Genomic DNA, 19,607 nt, shown 5'->3' with positions numbered 1-19,607 from the left:
GCTAACCGGGGGGCTTAGAGATGGCAAGCGCAACATGCTGAAGTAGCACAGCTTTCTGAACACAACCGTAATATGTCGCCTTGCTAACGTTTCATTGACCATTCCCCTACACGAAATCTAGAGGGCCTCGTGTCAACATGGGACGCTACTGAATGGGACAATGGCCATGGCGCCAATCGATCGGATGATAACCACAAGCGATGCGGCGCTGCGGGTGCGCGACACCGGCGGCGACGGTTTGCCGATCGTTCTGCTTCACGGCTCCGGCAGCTCGATCGACGTCTTTCATCGTCAGTTCGCAGACCCGATCTTGAGCCACCACCGCTTGGTAGCGATCGAGCTTCCGGGCCATGGCCTCTCCTCGGACGCCGCAACACCGGACAAGACCTACACGTTGAAGGGTTTGGCCGGCGTCGTCACGGAAACCCTGACGTCGATCGGCGTCAGCAGAGCGGTCTTCTTCGGCTGGTCGCTTGGCGGCCATGTAACGCTGCAGATCGCAGCAACCACAAGCATCCCGGTCGCTCTCTTGCTATCGGGCACGCCTCCTGTCTCGCTCGGCCCGCTCGGACTGCTGCGCGGTTTTCAGCCGAGCTTCGACATCCTGCTCACCTCCAAGCGCCACTTCTCAGAACGCGACGTGACGCGGTTCGCGCAACTGTGTTTCGGCGATGCGTTCGACCCGGAATTCCTGACGATGATTGCGCGCACGGACGGACGCCTGCGCGTCAATTTCCTGCGAAGCCTCATGCATGGACATGGCGCCGATCAGAGACGACTGGTGGAAACGTCGTCGATGCCGATCGCGCTCGTCAACGGCGTCCTCGATCCATTTGTTCGCTTGAGCTATCTCGAAACGATCCCCTTCGCCAATCTGTGGCGTGATCGCTCCCACCTGATCCCCGCAACGGGTCATGCCGCATTCTGGCACGCGCCGCAGCTGTTCAATCCCCTTTTGAACGCCTTTGCCCGCGATGCCGAGCTCGTGCTCCGGGCAGAGCGCTTGAACCTGCGTCGCGCCTGACAGGCAAAAGTCTCTGTCATCCTGCTCCTTGACGGAACAAGCACTTGCCGTAATTACTTTTGCAGTGGGACGCTCGGAGAAAACCAAAATGAAAAAGATCCTGTCTGCAATCCTTATGACCGCCGCATTGGCCGCCTGCACCCCGACCCAGGAAGGTGCCGTGATCGGTGCCGTTGCCGGTGGCGCTGTCGGCGGGGCCGTTGGCGATACCGAAGGCGCGATCGTCGGCGCAGCGCTTGGTGGCGCAGCCGGCGCTTTGATCGGCCGCGCATCCGAACAGCCGGGCCAGTGCTACTATCGCGACAGCTACGGCCGCCGGTATGTGGCAGCCTGTCCGCGCGGCTACTAAGAAAACCGATCTATCGCTCATCGGGATCGGGCGCTTTCGCGGCCGATCCCTTTCTCGCGACCTGGCCCGTCACCTTCACCGCATGGCTTGACTCCCTCTCGATTCGGAGTCCTCGCCCGCATTCTCCCGTGCGGACAACATCAACCGCCAAATGCTTCAAAAGATTCACGATCTAGACGCGCCAGCCGCCACGCGGCATAGATGTTGCGGTGAACAAACCCGGAATCCGTTAGAGTCAGCGATTCGTCGTTCTTTCGTTCCGCGCCTGTTCCAGATGCCCCAATTGTGCTTGTGCTTTTGGCGCCTGACGGACCTGCTCGCATTTGGGCGGCAACAGGCCCATATGGAGCGCTGCCAAGCCCACGTCCGGTTTCGGGCAGGAAGGACGCCTTGCCCCATTCACCAGTGACATCCGACCGTCGGATGCCCGAAAAGAACCAGCCACCCGTCTTTTCCGGTTGGGGTGTGACGGCGGTCCTGGGACCGACCAACACCGGCAAGACGCATTACGCGATCGAGCGCATGATCGCGCATGGCAGTGGCGTCATCGGCCTGCCTTTGCGGTTGCTGGCGCGGGAAGTGTATGGCCGGATCGCTGCCCGGGTGGGTGAACAGCACGTTTCGCTGATCACCGGCGAGGAAAAGATCGTTCCGCCCAAGGCGCGCTACTCCGTCTGCACGGTGGAAGCCATGCCGAGCCGCACGAGCGCAGCCTTCGTTGCCATCGACGAAGTACAACTTGCCGGCGATCTCGAGCGCGGCCATGTCTTTACCGACCGAATTCTGCATCTGCGCGGAACGGACGAAACGCTGCTGCTCGGCGCCAACACCGTACGCGGCATTCTGGAAAAGCTGCTGCCCGGCCTGACGGTGGTGGAGCGCCCACGCCTGTCACAGTTGCAATATGCCGGCGCGCGAAAGATCACCCGCCTGCCGAGACGCTCCGCCGTCGTCGCCTTCTCCGCCGATGAAGTCTACGCGATTGCCGAACTCATCCGCCGGCAGCGCGGCGGCGCTGCAGTGGTGCTCGGCGCGCTCAGCCCGAGAACCCGCAATGCGCAGGTCGAGCTTTACCAGAACGGTGATGTCGATTATCTCGTGGCGACCGATGCCATCGGCATGGGCCTCAATCTCGATCTCGACCATGTGGCCTTTGCGCAGGATCACAAATTCGACGGCTATCAATATCGACCCTTGAATCCTGCCGAACTCGGCCAGATCGCCGGTCGCGCGGGGCGCCATGTCCGCGACGGGACTTTTGGCGTCACGGGTCGCGTGGATCCGTTCGGCGAGGAAACCGTCGAGCGCATCGAAGCACATGTCTTCGATCCCGTTCGCATCCTGCAATGGCGCAGCAAGGACATGGATTTTGCCGATTTGCAGGCGCTCCGTCGCTCGCTCGATCGTCTGCCGCCCACCCAGGGCCTGACGCGCGCCCTGCCGGCGGTCGATCAACAGGCGCTTGATTATCTGGTGAATTATCCGGAAATTCGCGATCTTGCGACAACGCCCGAGCGCGTCGCCCGGCTGTGGGATGCCTGCGCCCTGCCCGATTATCGCCGGATTGCGCCCGCACAGCACGCCGACCTCATCGCGACGCTCTTTGCCGATCTGGTGCAGCTCGGCTCGGTCAACGAAGACTTCATGGCCGAGCAGGTCCGCCGCGCCGATCGCACCGATGGCGAAATAGACACGCTTTCCGCCCGTGTGTCGCAAATTCGGACATGGAGCTACGTTTCCCACCGCCCGGATTGGCTTGCCGATCCGACACACTGGCAGGAAAAGACTCGAGAAATCGAGAATCGTCTGTCCGATGCTCTGCACGAAAGGTTGACGAAACGCTTCGTTGACCGCAGGACATCCGTTCTCATGAAGCGCCTGAGAGAAAATGCAATGCTCGAAGCTCAAATCAGTGTCGATGGCGACGTCTATGTCGAGGGCCATCTTGTCGGCCAGCTCGCCGGCTTTCGGTTTACCCCCGACAGCGAAGCCGAGGGGCCGGACGCCAAGGCCGTCCTGGGCGCCGCGCAAAAGGCACTTTCAATCGAATATGAAGCACGTGCTGCGCGTCTGTACGCCGCCGGCAACAGCGACTTCGCAATCGGCTCCGACGCGACCGTGCGCTGGGTCGGCGAGCCGATTGCCCGCTTGACCTCAGGCGACGACATGCTGCGTCCGCGCGTGGTGCTTCTGGCCGACGATCATCTGAGCGGCACGGCACGCACCCATGTGGCTGCACGCATTGAGCGCTTCGTTCAGCACCACATCGCAACCGTCCTCAAGCCGCTCGACGATCTGTCGCGCGCCGAAGACATCGACGGTCTCGGCCGCGGCCTCGCTTTCCAGCTGGTCGAGGCGCTCGGCGTGCTCTTCCGCCGCGATGTCGCCGACGACGTCAAGGCGCTCGATCAGGATGCCCGTGCCCAGTTGCGCCGCTATGGCGTGCGCTTCGGCGCCTACCACATCTTCATGCCGGCCCTCTTGAAGCCTGCGCCGGCGGAACTGATCACGCTGCTCTGGGCACTGAAAAACGACGGCATCGACCAGCCGGGCTATGGCGAGCTCATCCCCGCCCTCGCTGCTGGCCGCACCTCCGTTGTCACCGAGCCTGGCTACGAGCGCACATTCTACAAGCTCGCCGGCTTCCGCTTTCTCGGCAAGCGCGCCGTTCGCATCGATATCCTCGAGCGTCTGGCCGACCTGATCCGCCCGGCCCTCAACTGGAAGCCAGGAACGGGCAGTCGTCCGGAAGGCGCTTACGATGGTCGCCGCTTCACCACGACGCCCGCCATGCTGTCGATTCTCGGCGCAACGGTCAGCGATATCGAAGAAATCCTGAAAGGCCTCGGCTACCGCGCCGATGAAGTGAGCGCCGAAGAGGCCGCCACCTATCTGGCCAAACAGGAAGCGCCGAGCGAAGAACAGGCTGCCGAGGCTCCTTCCACAACGACTTCCGACGCCGAGACACAGCCCGCCGCGACCGACGAGCAGGAGACGCCGGCCGGCGACGAGGCTGCTGAAGAACCGGCATCCACGGAGATTGAAGCTCCCGCCCCTGCCGCAGAAGCGCCGACGGAACCCGTTACCGTTGCCGAAGCAGGCGAAGAGGAGCAGCCGAAGCCAGTGCTGCTTTGGCGCCCGGCCGGCAACCGGCCGGAGACGCAGCGGCCGCAGCGCCAGAAGCAGGGTCGTGGACGTCGTCCTGCCGGAGGCACTGCCGAGGCAGGCGGCGCGCCCGCAGGCGGTGAACAGCCGGCACGCGACAAGCAACAGCATCGTCGCCGCGACAATCATGCGCCAGGCGGCAAGGGCAAGGACACGCGCGGCGGTCACCCCGGCAATCGCAAGGGCAAGGATGCGGAGCGTCCGGCCCCCATGGCGGCGCGCCCACTCCGCAAGGAGCGTCCGATCGATCCGGATTCACCCTTCGCGAAGCTCGCAGCCCTCAAGGACAAGCTTGGGAAGTAGCAAGCGCCAATGACCGAAGACCGCCAGCGCATCGACAAGTGGTTGTTCTTCGCGCGTGTGGTCAAGTCACGGACCCTGGCTGCAAAGCTCGCCCAGAACGGACGCATCCGGGTCAATGGCGACAAGATCGATCAGGCAAGCCACCAAGTTCGCCTGGGTGATACGCTGACGATCACGCTGGACCGAACCGTGCGCATTCTGAAGATTTCCGCGCCGGGCATTCGTCGCGGCCCGGCCGAGGAAGCACGAACCCTCTACGAGGATCTTACGCCCGTCGTGGAAAAATCGGCCGACAGCCTGCCCACGGCCCTGGCCCCCATCCGGGAGCCTGGAACGGGCCGTCCGACAAAGCGCGAGCGCCGCAAAATGGATGTGTGGCGGGAAGGCTCGGGCGACTGACGCGTCACCGCTGCATGGACTTTGCCGAACGCTGCCTGGCTTCCACGAGATGGCGCAGATAGCCCATCGAATGCGGCACCGCCTGCGACGCCACCGTCACATGCGAAAGCGAAAAGGTCCGGCGCCGGATGACGTGACCGGTGTTGGGCACGATCTTGTGCAGGACGCCCTTGCAGATGGTCATCTTGTTCCAGGCCCAGTCCTCGAACCCGACACCTCCTGGAATATCCGAGGGCGGATAGGGCGTGTCCAGATAAATGCTGCGTCGGGCAAAACTTAGCGCCGTCCAGTAATTCTGATCCATCAGCACCACGGGCCTGTAGGACGGTGTCTCCATGTCCACATGGTGCAGGATGTGCTTGGTGCCATCGAAGAACGCGCAAACTTCCGGGTGCCACACGATGGGGTCGGCCCGCTTCGTTGCTTCCGCATGAGCACGCACCAACCAGCTGGTTCCCCAGAAATCGTCGGCATCCAGAAACGCGACATGGGCGCCGCGCGCTTCCTCCACAGCAGTGTTGCGCGACCGACCGAGATCCCCATAGGCGACCTCGATCAGGCGATCGTCCTGCCCAAGTCCGTCTCTGATGACTGTGCGCGTCAGATCATCGCCGCGATCGAGCACACATAGGAGTTCGACACGGATGTCCGCTTCGGTTGCAGCGGCGATGGCCCGCTTCATGCTGGTGAGCGACGCGTGGGCAAGCAGACCTTCACGATGTGCATTGAGAATTGCGGTGATGTCAGGCGCCACCGACATGCAACAGCCCTCCCAGTTTTGGCTCAGCTTCGAGCATGCGAACATAGCCCGCCCAGCTATGCACATCCGCGACGCGCTTTTGCAGCCGCCCCGCCCGCTGCCGGGCTTCCTCCGGATCTCGCCCGATCGCGCGCAACGCTGAAACGAAGCCTTCCTGCGCATCGGGATCGTCGATGAGATAACCCGTGTCGTCGTCGATCAGTTCGCTGATCCCTCCGACATTCGGCGCAACGACAGGCAGCCCGCATGCCCCCGCCTCCAGCAGGATGTTCGGCAGCCCGTCCCAATGCGACGTGTAGAGAAACACATCCGCCTCCGTCAGCGGCAGCGCCGAGAAGTCGTCGAACGCACCGTGGTAACGAAGATTGACGATCTCGCGTGCGGCCTCCGTCACCATCGCTTCGTACTCCACATCGCCCTTGCCGAATATCTCGAAATCGAATTCAGGCACGGCACGAGCGATACGAAGCAAGAGTGGGATGTTCTTCTGGCGACTGAGCCGGCTCGCCCAGATGACCCTTTGCCGGCCCGTCATTTCGTGTCGTGGCAAAACCCGGGCCGCGGGCGAAGGCTGCCGTGCCACGACCAGCCTCGATGCGAGCGTTTGAGGAATCCCGAGAGATCGGATCAGCTCGTCTCGATGGTCGGCGTTGTCGAAATAGACCCCTGAAAGGTGCGCCAGGCAGTCGCGCAGATAGAGATCGCTGTAGCCGGCACGTCGCCCATCCGGCGTGAAGTCCGCACAGAAGAGCGCCCCGTAGAGCCGCGTATAGCGGGCAAGCACCCGTCCTTTCTTTAGGACTGCGTCCCAGCACGCCCGGCTGTTCACATTGAGGATCGCCTCCGGACGAAATCCCCGGACCAGAAGCTCGACCAGACGCACCCGCTCATCATGAGAGAGATCCGGATCGACGCGCGAGAAGGACAGAACCGGTATATCCGGCGCAATCATGTCGCGGGCACTTTCCAGGTCGTAATCGGCCAGGATGACGAGCACCTTTTTGGGCCCCAGCCGCTCGGCCATTGCGCGCACCGCATGGGCTGCCACGCGTTCGGCACCTCCGCGCACCAGCCAGGGCATGAACACAATCCGTTCTGGCACGTGCTCGATCTGGTCGACAAGCGCGGTCAGTGCCCGCTCCAGCCGGTTGTGTGCCGCTCCATCGACGACTTCCAGATAATCCGCATGCGCGAAGTAATCCGCGCCAAAAAGCGCCACGTCGAGATCCTCGACGCTGGCAATGGCTTCCCGCGCCGCCTTCAGCGCACCATCCGGACGACGCGGCTTGCGCCCTTCGAACCGGCCGTGATCGATGTAGTGCAGAAGCGGGTGCATGCCCACGATGTCGGGATTGCGCATGAGATACCATTGCGCATCGAAATCCGGACCCGGCGAGCGACCTTCCAGCGCGCCATGCAGCATGTAGTGAAGGAGCGCCGGATAGTTGGCCCGCCGAACGTCGGGATTGGTGTCCAGATAGAATTCCGCATCGAAGAAACCCGAAGCGACCACCCGATCTGCGTCACTCGGCGAAGGCGGTCGGACCTCAAAGCCCTTGCGACGGCCATGCATAAGGTAGTGGACGAGCGGATTGCCGATCACCTCATAACGCGCGAGGTAGGCAGCCGCATCGAAACGCGGCCCCGGTGAGCGTCCTTCGTGACCATGTCGCAGAAAATGATCGAGCGGATCACGCCCGGTGCGGAGCACATCCGGATAAGCGAGCAGGTACCAGTCGCGATCGAAGTACCCGGACAAGGCAATGATTTGGCGCCAGAGGGATTGCGCAAACCTCTGCCGGACAAAACGCACCGGAACCCATGATGGGGTCATGCACCGTCTACTCGAACTGACCGCCAGCCCCGACTCGGTGCATGCGGATTTGAACGATCACATCCATGCATGGACTGGAACGGCACGCAACCCGCCGGCGTCCGAAGGGCTGCGGGACCTCGATTCTCGCTTAATTTCTGCGCGATCTATGCAAGAATCCCTCCCGCATTGACGATTCCAGCGCTGCTGCCCGGCAAAAATGCCTCGCCTGCTCCAAATAGACTGATGGTGCCATTCGTCGTGGCCGTATAGCGCCGCCCGGTCGCCGTGCCCGAGAACGTCGCGTTCCAAAGCGAAAGCACTGCCCCGTTGGAAACGAACGCGAATTCCTCGATGAAGGCGGGATCATCGACCAGCGTCACCGTCTGATTGTTGCTCGTGACCATCAGATGGCCGGACAGATTGAAATGCCTCAACGCACCGCCGGAAATCGTATAGTCGCCGAGGAAATTAATCTGGCCGAAGCCGGTACCGGCAATATGGGATCCGTTCGCACCGCAAGGGCCGAAATCCACCACCCCGAGCGACAGTATCGCTCCCTCCTGGACTGTCAACGCGCTCATCCAAGGCGACGCCATGACAAATCGGATGCCGGAAACCAAAACCCGGGCGCCGCCACCGGCAAGGATGCTCGAAGAGACGACGACGGTCGACGGCTCCGCCTCATCGCCTTCGATACGCAGCAGCCCACCGCCGACGAGAGGGCGCAACACGGCAGCACCAAAATGCGTTCCCGCGCCAAGCTGGATCGTGACGTCGAACATCATGCAGTCGAGCATATGGGCCGCATCCACCGCCCGCTGCAGTGTCGCGAAGGCCGTATCGGGGCTCAGGCCATCCGCCGCGTCGGAGCCGCCCGATGCGACGAAGAGCGTCCGCGGGGCGACGAGCCGCTCGCGCACACCGGAAATGCCGGCAGGAAATGACGCCACCCCGGTGGCCGATTGCACGACCATAGCCTCGATAAAGGTCTCACCGTCACTGGAGACCTTGAGATGGAAATCGTCGTCGCCGGTCAGCCCGAATTCGGCACGCCCAGAGAAGCCGGTTTGATAGAGAATGCTCGCTGTGTCGGTCGCTGCCGCCTTGTTGATCTTCACCTGATGACCGGCGCCTTCATGGTTGAAGAGCGATGCATCTCCGGCAAGCGCCAGGCGATTGGGTCCATCTGCCGTGGCGTTGATCCCAAGACGCTCGGCAAAGTCGATGCTGAATGCCAGGGCCTGCCACGCCCCCTCATGGAAAACGAGAAGCCGGTTCTCGTCCGAGCAGAACGCGATCCAGCCTTCCACCGGCTGGTAGAACCGCCACCCGCCATCCTGCCAGGCTGCAATCTTGGCGTGCTGGCCAGTCCAGGCGCCGGCAGCTGTTTCCGGCACGATGAAGCGCGCTCCATCCGCAAGGTCTGCCGGAGGCTCGCTCACTGCTCTGCTTTGCACGCTCATCTGCATGAGCGCGTCGATCATAAGTAGAGCTTCGTTGTGGGTGACATGTTTCTGTGCCTGAGCCATAAGAATATAGGGGATTTTCAAGTTAGTCGTTCGGCCCATAGAATTCCCCTTTATTTAACAGATTTCTTATCATACTATTCTTCTGGGGCTCGGGGATAAGCGCATCATGCAACAGGTGCGCAATGCAACGGTGTGCCCTTGCGTAGGGGTGGGCACATTGAACGATTCCAAGGCCATGGCGGCATTGAGAGGCCGCGTGAAAATCCAGATCGATCGCGAGCGGGCGGCCAGGTCTTCCCCGAACAAACCGACCAAGACTTCAGCCAGGGTCGACATATCGGTTGTTTTGAACCTGCATGATGAAGCCCGTTACTTGCTGCGGACACTTCGATCCTTGCAGGAGGCGATGCAATACGCAGCGCAGTTCGGCCTGCGGATGGAGCTTGTCGTCGTGCTCGACAACGCCGATGCAGACATGCGATCGGCGCTGTCGAGCGTCGACCTCACCGTTTTTGATCATTTTCAGGTCATAGAGGTCGCGCACGGCTCGCTCGGCCCCTCCCGTCATGCGGGCATCGACGCGGCTCGTGGCGCCATCATCGCAACTGCCGACGGCGACGATCTCGTCGGCTTTGATTATTTTCATCGCATGTACGCCGCACTGAAGGCGGGCGGGCGAAAGTCGATCATCTGCCCCGAATACTATCTGGGTTTCGGCACCACATCCTACGTGTGGCAATTCCTGCCGCTGAAAACCATCGGCGCCGCGGCCATGATGGACAACCACCCGTTCGTCTCGCGGATCATGCTCTATCGCGAAGCCTTCAACGAGTTGCACTTCGCCGACGTCTCCTACCAATCCGGCTACGCCTACGAGGATTGGCATTTCAACTGTTCGGCAGTCGCGCAAGGCTACGACATCGCGGTCGCCAAAGACGCGCTCGTCTTCTATCGCGAACGCCAGAGGAGCATGAGTCGCCGCTTTCGCGCCGAGACCCCGGGCCTCATTCCGGCAAGCCCCTTCTTTGAACCGGCAAGATTCCACAAGATCGCTTGGGCTGACTTCAACGGCGACCTGCCACGCAGCGAGCCGCCGACTTTCTCAGTGCCAACCTTCGTCGATATGCCCGGAATGGCAGATCTCGTCGCAGCAGCCAACGCCATCGATCCCGCGATCAGTCTCGGGATCCTGAAAGACAAACACGGCAGCACGAACTTCACGCAACCTGCCGGATTGTCGCGTGCTTATTTCGAGCTCTGCGGCATCCTTGCCGGCCAGGAATTCACCGACATCCTGCTCGTCCCGTATCTCACGCGGGGCGGCGGTGAGAAGTTCATCCTGTCGGTGCTCTCTGCACTGAAGGCCGAACGGCCCGACACCCGCTGCCTCGTGCTCGGCGGCCAACGCATCGCCCATCATCACTGGGTGGATCGCCTGCCAAATGACAGCCTGTTTGTCGATCTGCACAGCCTCGGCATCACGGGATTGAGCGAAGCCGACATCGAAACGATCACGCTCCGCATCATCCAGCATCAAGCCGGGCTGAAGCGCCTGCATCTGAAACACTGCGAATATGTCGACGCGTTCATGCGCAACCATGCAGATCGGCTGGGTGACGTCTCGACCTACTTCTACCATTTCTGCGAAGCCATCGACACGATTCATGGCCTCAGATTCGAGAACGGCTTTGGCTTTGATCTCATCACCGAGGCCGGCCATCGTTTTGATGGCATCATTTCAGACCATCAGGCGGTCCTGACCGATCTGAAAGTCCGGCTTGGCGATCATGTCACTCCGAAACTTCGCACGCTTTACGCAGCATGCAGCGATGAGCGGCGCGTATTCTCGGACCTGGAGGCGCCGAATGGACGGCTGCTTTGGGCGTCGCGCATCGATCGCCAGAAACGGCCCGAGCTTCTGGCTGAAATCGCCCGGGGCCTTCACGCCAGCCAGCCTGGGTTGGTCGTCGACGTCTTTGGCAATTTGGGGGTCGGCTCTGAACCTGAATGTCTCCGGAACTTGCCCAACCTTGTCTACCACGGCACCTTCGACGGCCTGTCGACCCTAGATGTCGGATGCTACGATGCCCTGATCTACACGGCAGCGTTCGATGGTCTTCCCAATGTGGTGCTGGAGGCCATGAGCGCGGGCTTGCCGGTCATCGCGCCGGCCGTTGGCGGCATCGGAGAAGCGGTGAGTTTGGAAACCGGATTTCTTGTTCCAGACGTGATCGACGACGACGCCCTCGTAGCCGCCTATCTGGCCGCGGTAGCCGAGCTTTACGCCGATCCCGTTGCAACGCGACGCAGATCGGACAACGCACGCAAGCTGATGGAAAGCCGACATTCGATCAGTGAGCACCAAACCCGGGTCGATCAGATCTTTACTGATCCTGTGACTTCGGAAAGCCGGATTTCGCCGGAGCGGGGCATCCAGCGCGCCAATGGAGTGCGGGCGACCAAACCGCCGCCAGCCGGACCGATTCTCATCGGCGGGCAGAAGCTGAACGCGGCCAACCCACCAAACTGATCGAATAGCTGCTGGAAACCGCGAGAGCGATGTGATGCACGGGAACGATGGCATGAATGGCAATGGCCATGTTTATGAGCCGATGACGAAGCGGCAGAGCGGCTCCTCGGCCAATTCGAAGCAGCCGCCGGCAGAGAGCAGCGAGCAGGCTGTCATGCGGCGGCGCCTCATGCATTACGCCGAACAGATGCGCCGTATGTCCAACATCATCCACGAGCTCTCCGAGCGTGCGGACGATTACGAAGACAAGCGCGTGAACTGGTATGAGCCGGAACTCGTCAAATTGAAGGAGGAGGTTGGCCGGTACGACAATGTGCGCTCCACCTGGTACGAGCCGCAGCTAGAGGCAAGGCAGCAGCGCATTGCCCATCTGGAGCAGACTGCCGAAGCCTATGAGGCGGAGCGAAGCTCCTATTTTGCCCCCGCTCTCGCTCAACGAGATGCACGCATCGCCGAACTCGAGCAACAGGTGCTTGATCTGCAGGCGCAGCTCGCCGCGGTCGTCGCTCCCAAGAAGAAGCGAAGCGGCATCACCCGGCTTCTCGGCATTGCGCCCCGCTAGCGCTTTCGATTAAGTCCAACGGCGATGTTCGCGGCAGCGACGCGGCATCGGCTTGTCGAACGCAGCTTGTCATTGGGGTCATGCATGTCCGTACTCGTCACCGGCGGCGCCGGCTATATTGGCAGCCACATGGTCTGGGAACTGCTCGATGCGGGTGAAGAAGTCGTCGTCCTCGACCGGCTGAGCACGGGCTTCGACTGGGCAGTCGCTCCGGAGGCGAAGCTCGTCGTTGGCGACATCGCCGACCAGGACCTCGTCGAATCCACCATCCGCGATAATGGCGTCGATGCCATCATACATTTTGCCGGCTCTGTCGTCGTGCCAGACTCCGTCGCCGACCCCCTTACCTATTACGAGAACAACACCTCCAAGACGCGATCGCTGCTGGAGAGCACCGTCCGTGCCGGCGTTCCTCACTTCATCTTTTCCTCCACGGCCGCCGTTTACGGCACACCGCAAAAGGTGCCCGTGACCGAGGACATGCCCACCCAGCCGGAATCGCCCTATGGCGCATCGAAGCTGATGACGGAGTGGATGCTGCGCGACACCGCCGCCGCCCACGATTTCGCCTATACGGCGCTGCGCTATTTCAACGTGTGCGGCGCCGATCCGCGCCTGCGCACCGGACAATCCACGCGCGGTGCGACGCATCTGATCAAGGTTGCTTGCGAAACGGCGACCGGCAAGCGCGATTTCATGGAGGTGTTCGGCGGCGATTACCCTACGCCGGACGGCACCTGCATCCGCGATTACATCCATGTCACCGATCTGGTGCGGGCACATCGCTTGGCGCTTGCCCGCCTTCGCAATGGCGGCGGTAGCCTGCTCGCCAACTGCGGCTATGGCCGTGGCTATTCCGTGCGCGAGGTCATCGACACCGTGAAGAAAGTGACCGGTTTTGATTTCGACGTGCGCGAGCGCGAGCGTCGTCCCGGTGACGCCGTCACCGTCGTCGCCGATGCCGCCATTGCACGACGGGAACTGGGCTGGACCCCGGAACTCGACGATCTCGATCTGATCGTGACGCATGCGATTGCATGGGAACGCCATCTCAAGCAGCTCAATTCCAGCAAAGCGTGATCCAGGAGCGTCGTCTACAGTCCCCGATTGACCACACTCATTTGATACGTATACTTACCATAATGCGATTGTGATGGGGAGGATTTCATGCAGTTTCATCTCAACGGCTTTCGTACGGGTGATCCCGCCATCGCACCTCCGGCAAAATCAGAAGCTGGAGTGATTTCCGCGGGCTCGGTCAGCACAGAGGTGGACGTCCTGATCATCGGTTGCGGCCCGGCAGGCTTGACCCTGGCGACGCAGCTTGCCGCTTTCCCCGATATCACCACGATGATCGTCGACCGGAAGCCGGGCCCGCTCGAGCTCGGTCAGGCCGACGGCATCGCCTGTCGCACGATGGAGATGTTCGAGGCCTTTGGTTTCAGCGAGAAGGTGCTGAAGGAGGCCTACTGGGTCAACGAAACGTCCTTTTGGAAGCCGGACCCTGAAAATCCCCGCGAGATTGCCCGCAGCGGACGCATCCAGGATACCGAGGATGGGCTGTCGGAATTCCCGCATGTCATCTTGAATCAGGCCCGCATTCACGACTTCTATCTGGAAGCGATGCGCAATGCGCCGACCCGCCTGGAGCCGCACTACGGTCGCCGGCTGGCCAGCCTTGAGATCGCGCGGGGCGAGGAAGCCGGAAGCCACCCCGTGTCCGTCAAGCTTGAGCGCACCGAAGCGTCGGGCGCCGACGCCCTGGAAATCGTCAAGGCGCGCTACGTGGTGGGCTGCGATGGCGCCCGCAGCGCCGTTCGGCAGGCACTCGGCAAGCCATTGCTCGGCGATTCGGCAAATCACGCCTGGGGCGTGATGGACGTGCTGGCCGTCTCGGATTTTCCGGACATTCGCCTGAAGGCTGCCATTCACTCGGCCAATGAAGGCAATGTGCTGATCATCCCACGCGAGGGCGGCTACCTGGTGCGTCTCTACATCGAGATGGACAAGCTCAACAAGGACGAGCGCGTCGCGAGCCGCAACATCACGAGCGAGCAACTGATCGCCGCGGCACAGCGCATTCTCCACCCCTACAGTTTGGACGTGAAGGAAGTCGCCTGGTGGTCGGTCTACGAGATCGGCCAGCGCCTCTGCGCAAGCTTCGACGATCGGGAAGACGATGCCGACGATAGCCGCCTGCCTCATGTCTTCATCGCCGGCGACGCCTGCCACACGCACAGCCCGAAGGCCGGCCAAGGCATGAACGTCTCCATGCAGGACAGCTTCAATCTTGGCTGGAAGCTGGCAGGCGTGCTGCGCAACATCCTGAAGCCCGAAATCCTGAAAACCTACTCCGACGAGCGCCAGGCGATCGCACAGGAACTGATCGACTTCGATCGTGAATTCGCGAAAATGTTCAGCGCGCGGCCGAAGACGTCCGGCAACGGCGACGACCAGGGCGTCGATCCGAAGGAATTCCAGAGCTATTTCGTCAAGCAGGGGCGCTTCACCGCGGGTACGGCGACACAATACCGTAAGTCAAAGCTTACGGGAGACTGCGATCATCAGCATTTGGCAGCCGGTTTTCCGGTTGGCATGCGTTTCCATTCCGCCCCGGTCATCCGCTTTGCCGACGCTAGGCCCATCCAGCTCGGACATGTCGTGAAGGCCGATGGACGCTGGCGCATCTTCGCCTTCGAAGGATCGGGCGCCGCCTCGACTGACCAGACGGTTCAACCAGATCCGATGCGATCGCTCTGTGACTTTCTTGCAGACGATCCGGCGTCACCAATTCTGCGGCACACCCCAGCCGGGGCAGACATCGACGCCGTCATCGATCTTCGCGCGGTCTATCAAGCCGACCACCAATCGCTTCCGCGCGAAAGGCTGCATCCCCTTCTCACGCCGCGCAAAGGCCGCTACGGCTTGATCGACCACGAAAAGGTCTTCTGCCCCGACCTCAAGACCGGCCCCGACATCTTCGACCTGCGCGACATCGACCGCAAAACCGGCTGCCTCGTGATCGTCCGCCCGGACCAATACATCGCGCACGTGCTCCCCCTCACGGCCCACACGGAACTTGCTGAGTTCTTCGCGGGGGTGATGGTGGCCACAGACCAGCGCATTGCGTCGGCTTGATACGACGCAATCAGCGCCAGTGCTGTGACGGAGTGGAAGAAAAAGCCCACGCTCCGGCTGTTTAGCTCCCGGTGCGGCGAAACGCGTAGGCTGCATTTGCCTCGCAGCCATTCATCCCGATCAAAGCCAGGGCACCGGCATCTGCGCCGGGCGCAGCATCGAAGCGGATCGACAACGTCGCAGCGGCACGATCGGGTGCAAGGAGCGTCGCAGTGGCGTTGACGGTAATGTCCAGAACACCGTTCTTTGGCATTGGCACCAAGCCGGTAAAGTGATCCGATCGAACCCGTGTCCAGCGCACTACAGGGCTCTGCCCACCGCCGGCAAGCTTCGCGGGATCGAAGACACCGCCCCATGCAATGGACTGCGTTTGTGTCATATCACTCACCATGGACGGCACCATGGCAACGACTTGCGGGTTGCAGCCGGTGACGTTCTCAACTTCGACCGTTCCTGTCCAAGTGCCGTCTTCGGGGACGATCTCGTCGAAGACCTCGATCTCGCAAGTCCCGTCGCCACCCATAGCCAGATCGAGATCATCGCGCGAAGTCCGGCTCCAGCTGAAAGCGCCATCATAGAACACAAGCGTCTGCTGCGCCGCATCATCCGGGGTCGGTACTCCCGTAATGTCGGCGATCTCGTCACCCGAGATAGCGCTGACATGACATGAACATCCGCCCTCGCGGCAGTCGGCAAAGACGATAGCGTCCTCGGCAAGCGCAGGAGCGGGAAGGACGGTCAGCAAAATGAGAAGACGCTTCATTATTGTTGTCCCAAGAGGCGGCTGCGCAGAGTTGCGGCGGTTTCGGGATCGAGGTCGAGCGCTGTGCCGCCAATCACGCCGGCCATCGGATCGACTGCCACCTGCCCTATCACGCGGAGGGTAGCCGCCAGCACGCGCAACCCGGCGAGCGCCTCATCGGGCATGTCGGATGCCCGGCACAACCGGCCAGCGGCGATGTCTTCACACGGGCCGAGCATGGCGTCCCATTGGCGAGGGTTCAAAGCGGCGAGTATGCTGTCACCGGTCGACGCCATCCCGAACAGCGTGGATGGCAGGCCGTCGCCCGCGCCCGCAGCAGTGGTCAGAGTGTAGGGATCCTGCATCAGCCACCCAGGCAGTATCACAAGCCGAAGCCCGGAGAGAGGGTCGTTGTAGCTGCACGGGTTCGCCCCCATGCACTGGCGGTGAAACGGCGGCTGACTGTCAACGGCAGCAACATCGAATGTGGGCTGGCCGATTTCGGCTGCACCAGCTTCGGTAATCTCGACCACCGCTGCAAGGCCCTCGCCTTCGGCGCCGGAGGCAACCGCAGTGATCAGCCACTGGCCGGGCAAGAGATCGACCTCCCACGCATCGTTGATCTCGCTGTCGCTGCGCACCACCTCGCCATCAGGCAGAGGGATGGCCGACCATTGCCGGAAGGTGCCCATATAGGGACCTGTGACGGTGATTCTGACAGGGTCGGCGTCCGGACCCGCCGGGCTGAGCGCGGCTGATGGCGCGATGACGAAGTCGTTCGGTCCTTGAGCGGTGACCGTCACCTGCCCTGCAAACACCGTATCGCCCGCATCGCCCACCACCTCGTAAGTTCCAGGCAGAAATTCCGCTTCGATGGTGCCAACGACACCCTCATTCATTGCCCATGCTTCAGGCGGCAGGTCCTGTCCGGGCATCGGCGTCGCCGACCATGTGATCGCCAGCGGATAGACGTCGGTTCCTTCGCCGGTAAATGTCACGGGCAAGGGTTGCAGCGCGCCAGACGTTTCCGGCTTATCCAAAGTGACCGTGATCGGCACGCTGTGGATCACCTCGCTGTCGCGAAACACATAAGCAAAGACATAGGAGCCCGGTATGTCGGGCATGGTCCAGCCCATGCTGTCCTTGCCTTCGGTATAGTCGTAGCCCCAACGCTCTCCGGTCTCTTCGGACAGCAATTGAATGTTGTCGAGGAACGCGCCCGGTCCATCCCAGGTGATCGTGACCTCTTCGCCCACCTGCGCTGCGGGCGGGGCTGAGATCGACACCTGTGCTGGCGTCAGGCTGATCGGGTGCTTTTCGCTAATGATCCCGCTTTCCAGAACATAGGCGAGATCGAACTGGCCGGTGCGCCACGGCAATTGCAGCTCCAGCGGATTTTCATCGCCCACCGCCGTCTCCGCCAGCCATTCGCCATTGGCATCGAACAGCCTTATATAGTCATACGGCGAGCGTGGCCCCGACCAGTTGACGGCGATCCGTGCGCCTTGCGCGGCGGTATCTGGTGCCGACAACAAGGCCTTCTCCGCTGGGCCGTCATAGGGGCGCACCAGCATCAGCTCGCCCTTTTTGACGCCGGATACCCAACCCTCTTCCGGGTTCATTTCCCGGTAATCCATCTCGGAAGATGGAGGGAACAGGAAGCATCGCGCTTCGGCGACGAAATAGCTGCCCGGCGGTTCAAAGCGGAAGGCGGCGCAGGCGCCATCGCCCTCACAGGCCGTGGCGCATTGGTTTGCAGTGCCATCGGCGGGAAAGCTGATCGGTGCGGGCTCGGTGCCTTCCGCGCCTGTCGTCAATCCCGTGGGCTCCAGCGCGATGTTCGGCATCCTTGGCGCACCGGCGAAATAGGGACCGGTAGAAGGTAGCGGGGCCTCCTCCGCCGCCGGCGGCGTGGCCTCTGCCGGCGCCGCAGTAACGGTTTGCGTCAACGCCTCTGCCAGCGCCCCTGCATCGGAGGCCTGAAAATACCTGCCGCCGGTTTCGGTCGCCAGGCAGGCAACCTGCGCGCCCTCTTCCTCGGTCAGCCCAAAGCCGATGACATGGGCGGTGAAATTGAGACCCGCCGCTTCCAACTCGCGGCCAAGCGCGCAGGGGTCGGCCTCACACGTCTCCAGCCCATCGGTGACCAGAACCACCGTTGCGGCTTCTTCACCCGAGCGCAATATCCCGGCAGCCTGACGCACCGCCTCGGATAAGGGAGTCTTGCCCTGGAAACGCATCGAGTTCACGCGCGCGACGATGTTTGGCGCGGTACCTGCCGCCGGCGGAACCATCAGCTCGATATCGCCGCAGTTGCCCCGCTCGCGGTGGCCGTAGGCCATCAATCCGAGTTCCTGTTCAGCCGGGATCGTCGCCAACACGTCTGCGACCGTCTGCCTGGCGATCTCCAGCTTGGTGCGCCCGTCGATCTGGCCCCACATCGACCCGGACCCATCCATCACGATGATGGTCCGTTGCTCCTCTGCCATTGCTGCTGTACCGAGAAAGGCAAGCACAGTCGCGATCGACGCAATGGCCTTCGCCTTCATCGTCATTCTCCGACCCATGTCACAAGCTGGTTGGTGGACCAGTTGCAGGGGCCGAATTCGGTCGAACCGCTCACGTCCCAGGTCACCGAAAACAGGCGCGGCGTCAAAAGCCGCATCCGCCCGGTCGATGTCATCGCGCCCATCTCCGTCTGCGCGGTCGCGGTACCGATCGTCTCGACCGGCGTCAGGTCATTGAAATCATGGGGCGTATATTCCGGGTCGGGATCAGCAGCCATGAAAGCGGTCTGGATCGTATCGCCCGAGAACACGCCATTCCAGTCGAGACGGGCCGTTACGAGGGTCTGGTTCGCCAGCACCTGACGGAACATCTCGCCCATCGGCCCGCATTGCACGGTAATATCGAAGGGTTGGCCATCCTGCCACTGGCCGTCCACAGGTTCCAGCGCGGTTTGCGGGCAGTAGCCGGTCCCGCCAAAACGCGCATGAAGGGCATCGGCGGTCTCATTTGTCAGACTGAGATCGCTTGCCGGACTGTCCCAGACGCCTGCCGTGTCGGCTGGCACGGCCGCGATGCCCATGACCACGGCGAGTTCTGCCCCGTTGATCGGCAAGGTAGCACAGGTGCAACCCGCTCCTTCGACACAATTGGCGGAGTAGAGCCCGCTGGCATATACATCCTCAAAGGGCCGACCTTCATCCCCCGGGGTGAAGACCCCGATGCTTTGAGAATGTGCCGGAAGCGCACCAAGCGCGATGATGAGAAAAGCGCAGACTTTGAGATGACGCACGGGGACATCCTGTTGATGTTTGTTCCCGAAACTAGGCGCAAGATTAGCGATC

Annotated in this window: 14 protein-coding genes; 8 read left to right on the top strand and 6 right to left on the bottom strand. The window is 62.0% G+C overall.

Annotated features, from left to right (window positions below):
* Positions 1-184 precede the first annotated feature (184 nt).
* The 4 genes from PU133_RS03715 to PU133_RS03700 all read left to right on the top strand — a co-directional run bounded on the left by PU133_RS03715 (position 185) and on the right by PU133_RS03700 (position 5,240).
* Positions 185-1,024: an alpha/beta fold hydrolase gene (locus tag PU133_RS03715; RefSeq protein ID WP_404863542.1), complete on the top strand. Its 840-nt coding sequence runs from the start codon at positions 185-187 to the stop codon at positions 1,022-1,024.
* Between the two features lie 88 nt (positions 1,025-1,112).
* Positions 1,113-1,373 carry a membrane lipoprotein lipid attachment site-containing protein gene (locus PU133_RS03710; protein WP_126007831.1) on the top strand — a complete coding sequence of 87 codons (261 nt, stop codon included), beginning with the start codon at positions 1,113-1,115 and terminating at the stop codon, positions 1,371-1,373.
* Between the two features lie 423 nt (positions 1,374-1,796).
* Positions 1,797-4,841, top strand: a complete 3,045-nt coding sequence (locus tag PU133_RS03705; protein ID WP_404864434.1) for a helicase-related protein — start codon at positions 1,797-1,799, stop codon at positions 4,839-4,841.
* A gap of 9 nt (positions 4,842-4,850) precedes the next feature.
* A complete protein-coding gene (locus PU133_RS03700; RefSeq protein WP_404863541.1) occupies positions 4,851-5,240 on the top strand; it encodes an RNA-binding S4 domain-containing protein in 390 nt (129 codons plus the stop codon).
* Between the two features lie 4 nt (positions 5,241-5,244).
* On the opposite strand, the gene PU133_RS03695 is transcribed toward PU133_RS03700, so the two are convergent.
* The 3 genes from PU133_RS03695 to PU133_RS03685 form a co-directional block, all read right to left on the bottom strand.
* Positions 5,245-6,000 carry a glycosyltransferase family A protein gene (locus PU133_RS03695; protein ID WP_404863540.1) on the bottom strand — a complete coding sequence of 252 codons (756 nt, stop codon included), beginning with the start codon at positions 5,998-6,000 and terminating at the stop codon, positions 5,245-5,247.
* Positions 5,984-7,834 carry a glycosyltransferase family 4 protein gene (locus PU133_RS03690; RefSeq protein ID WP_404863539.1) on the bottom strand — a complete coding sequence of 617 codons (1,851 nt, stop codon included), beginning with the start codon at positions 7,832-7,834 and terminating at the stop codon, positions 5,984-5,986. The genes PU133_RS03695 and PU133_RS03690 overlap by 17 nt, the downstream gene beginning before the upstream one ends.
* 146 nt (positions 7,835-7,980) lie before the next feature.
* A complete protein-coding gene (locus tag PU133_RS03685; RefSeq protein ID WP_404864433.1) occupies positions 7,981-9,345 on the bottom strand; it encodes a DUF2793 domain-containing protein in 1,365 nt (454 codons plus the stop codon).
* A 106-nt stretch (positions 9,346-9,451) separates the two neighbouring features.
* On the opposite strand from PU133_RS03685, the gene PU133_RS03680 reads away from it, so the two are divergent.
* From PU133_RS03680 to PU133_RS03665, 4 genes are all read left to right on the top strand, one after another.
* On the top strand, positions 9,452-11,815 hold the full coding sequence (locus PU133_RS03680; protein WP_404863538.1) for a glycosyltransferase: 2,364 nt from the start codon (positions 9,452-9,454) through the stop codon (positions 11,813-11,815).
* 34 nt (positions 11,816-11,849) lie between these two features.
* Positions 11,850-12,377: a hypothetical protein gene (locus tag PU133_RS03675; protein ID WP_404863537.1), complete on the top strand. Its 528-nt coding sequence runs from the start codon at positions 11,850-11,852 to the stop codon at positions 12,375-12,377.
* Between the two features lie 84 nt (positions 12,378-12,461).
* Positions 12,462-13,457 (top strand): UDP-glucose 4-epimerase GalE, encoded by a 996-nt coding sequence (galE, locus tag PU133_RS03670; protein ID WP_404863536.1) that lies wholly within the window; start codon positions 12,462-12,464, stop codon positions 13,455-13,457.
* 87 nt (positions 13,458-13,544) lie between these two features.
* Positions 13,545-15,515 carry an FAD-binding monooxygenase gene (locus tag PU133_RS03665; RefSeq protein WP_404863535.1) on the top strand — a complete coding sequence of 657 codons (1,971 nt, stop codon included), beginning with the start codon at positions 13,545-13,547 and terminating at the stop codon, positions 15,513-15,515.
* Between the two features lie 61 nt (positions 15,516-15,576).
* Here the strand turns inward: PU133_RS03665 and PU133_RS03660 are convergent, their stop codons facing one another.
* Genes PU133_RS03660 through PU133_RS03650 form a run of 3 tightly spaced genes read right to left on the bottom strand, consistent with a single transcriptional unit; the run spans position 15,577 to position 19,555 of the window.
* Positions 15,577-16,278, bottom strand: a complete 702-nt coding sequence (locus tag PU133_RS03660) for a hypothetical protein (RefSeq protein WP_404863534.1) — start codon at positions 16,276-16,278, stop codon at positions 15,577-15,579.
* Positions 16,278-18,806 carry a VWA domain-containing protein gene (locus PU133_RS03655; RefSeq protein WP_404863533.1) on the bottom strand — a complete coding sequence of 843 codons (2,529 nt, stop codon included), beginning with the start codon at positions 18,804-18,806 and terminating at the stop codon, positions 16,278-16,280. Before PU133_RS03655 ends, PU133_RS03660 begins: the two co-directional genes overlap by 1 nt.
* Positions 18,807-18,808: 2 nt before the next feature.
* A complete protein-coding gene (locus tag PU133_RS03650) occupies positions 18,809-19,555 on the bottom strand; it encodes a hypothetical protein (protein ID WP_404863532.1) in 747 nt (248 codons plus the stop codon).
* Between the last annotated feature and the right edge of the window lie 52 nt (positions 19,556-19,607).

The sequence above is a fragment of the Georhizobium sp. MAB10 genome, assembly GCF_045012825.1.
Taxonomy (GTDB): Bacteria; Pseudomonadota; Alphaproteobacteria; order Rhizobiales; family Rhizobiaceae; genus Georhizobium; species Georhizobium profundi.
Note: the sequence above shows the minus strand (reverse complement) of the source record. Positions and strands in the feature narration are given on the sequence as shown.

Coding starts and splice junctions, on each gene's coding strand:
- PU133_RS03680 (WP_404863538.1), top strand. CDS start 9,452: ATGCAACAGGTGCGCAATGCAACGGTGTGCCCTTGCGTAGGGGTGGGC.
- PU133_RS03710 (WP_126007831.1), top strand. CDS start 1,113: ATGAAAAAGATCCTGTCTGCAATCCTTATGACCGCCGCATTGGCCGCC.
- PU133_RS03705 (WP_404864434.1), top strand. CDS start 1,797: ATGCCCGAAAAGAACCAGCCACCCGTCTTTTCCGGTTGGGGTGTGACG.
- PU133_RS03655 (WP_404863533.1), bottom strand. CDS start 18,806: ATGAAGGCGAAGGCCATTGCGTCGATCGCGACTGTGCTTGCCTTTCTC.
- PU133_RS03690 (WP_404863539.1), bottom strand. CDS start 7,834: ATGACCCCATCATGGGTTCCGGTGCGTTTTGTCCGGCAGAGGTTTGCG.
- PU133_RS03665 (WP_404863535.1), top strand. CDS start 13,545: ATGCAGTTTCATCTCAACGGCTTTCGTACGGGTGATCCCGCCATCGCA.
- PU133_RS03715 (WP_404863542.1), top strand. CDS start 185: ATGATAACCACAAGCGATGCGGCGCTGCGGGTGCGCGACACCGGCGGC.
- PU133_RS03695 (WP_404863540.1), bottom strand. CDS start 6,000: ATGTCGGTGGCGCCTGACATCACCGCAATTCTCAATGCACATCGTGAA.
- galE (WP_404863536.1), top strand. CDS start 12,462: ATGTCCGTACTCGTCACCGGCGGCGCCGGCTATATTGGCAGCCACATG.
- PU133_RS03685 (WP_404864433.1), bottom strand. CDS start 9,345: ATGGCTCAGGCACAGAAACATGTCACCCACAACGAAGCTCTACTTATG.
- PU133_RS03660 (WP_404863534.1), bottom strand. CDS start 16,278: ATGAAGCGTCTTCTCATTTTGCTGACCGTCCTTCCCGCTCCTGCGCTT.
- PU133_RS03675 (WP_404863537.1), top strand. CDS start 11,850: ATGCACGGGAACGATGGCATGAATGGCAATGGCCATGTTTATGAGCCG.
- PU133_RS03700 (WP_404863541.1), top strand. CDS start 4,851: ATGACCGAAGACCGCCAGCGCATCGACAAGTGGTTGTTCTTCGCGCGT.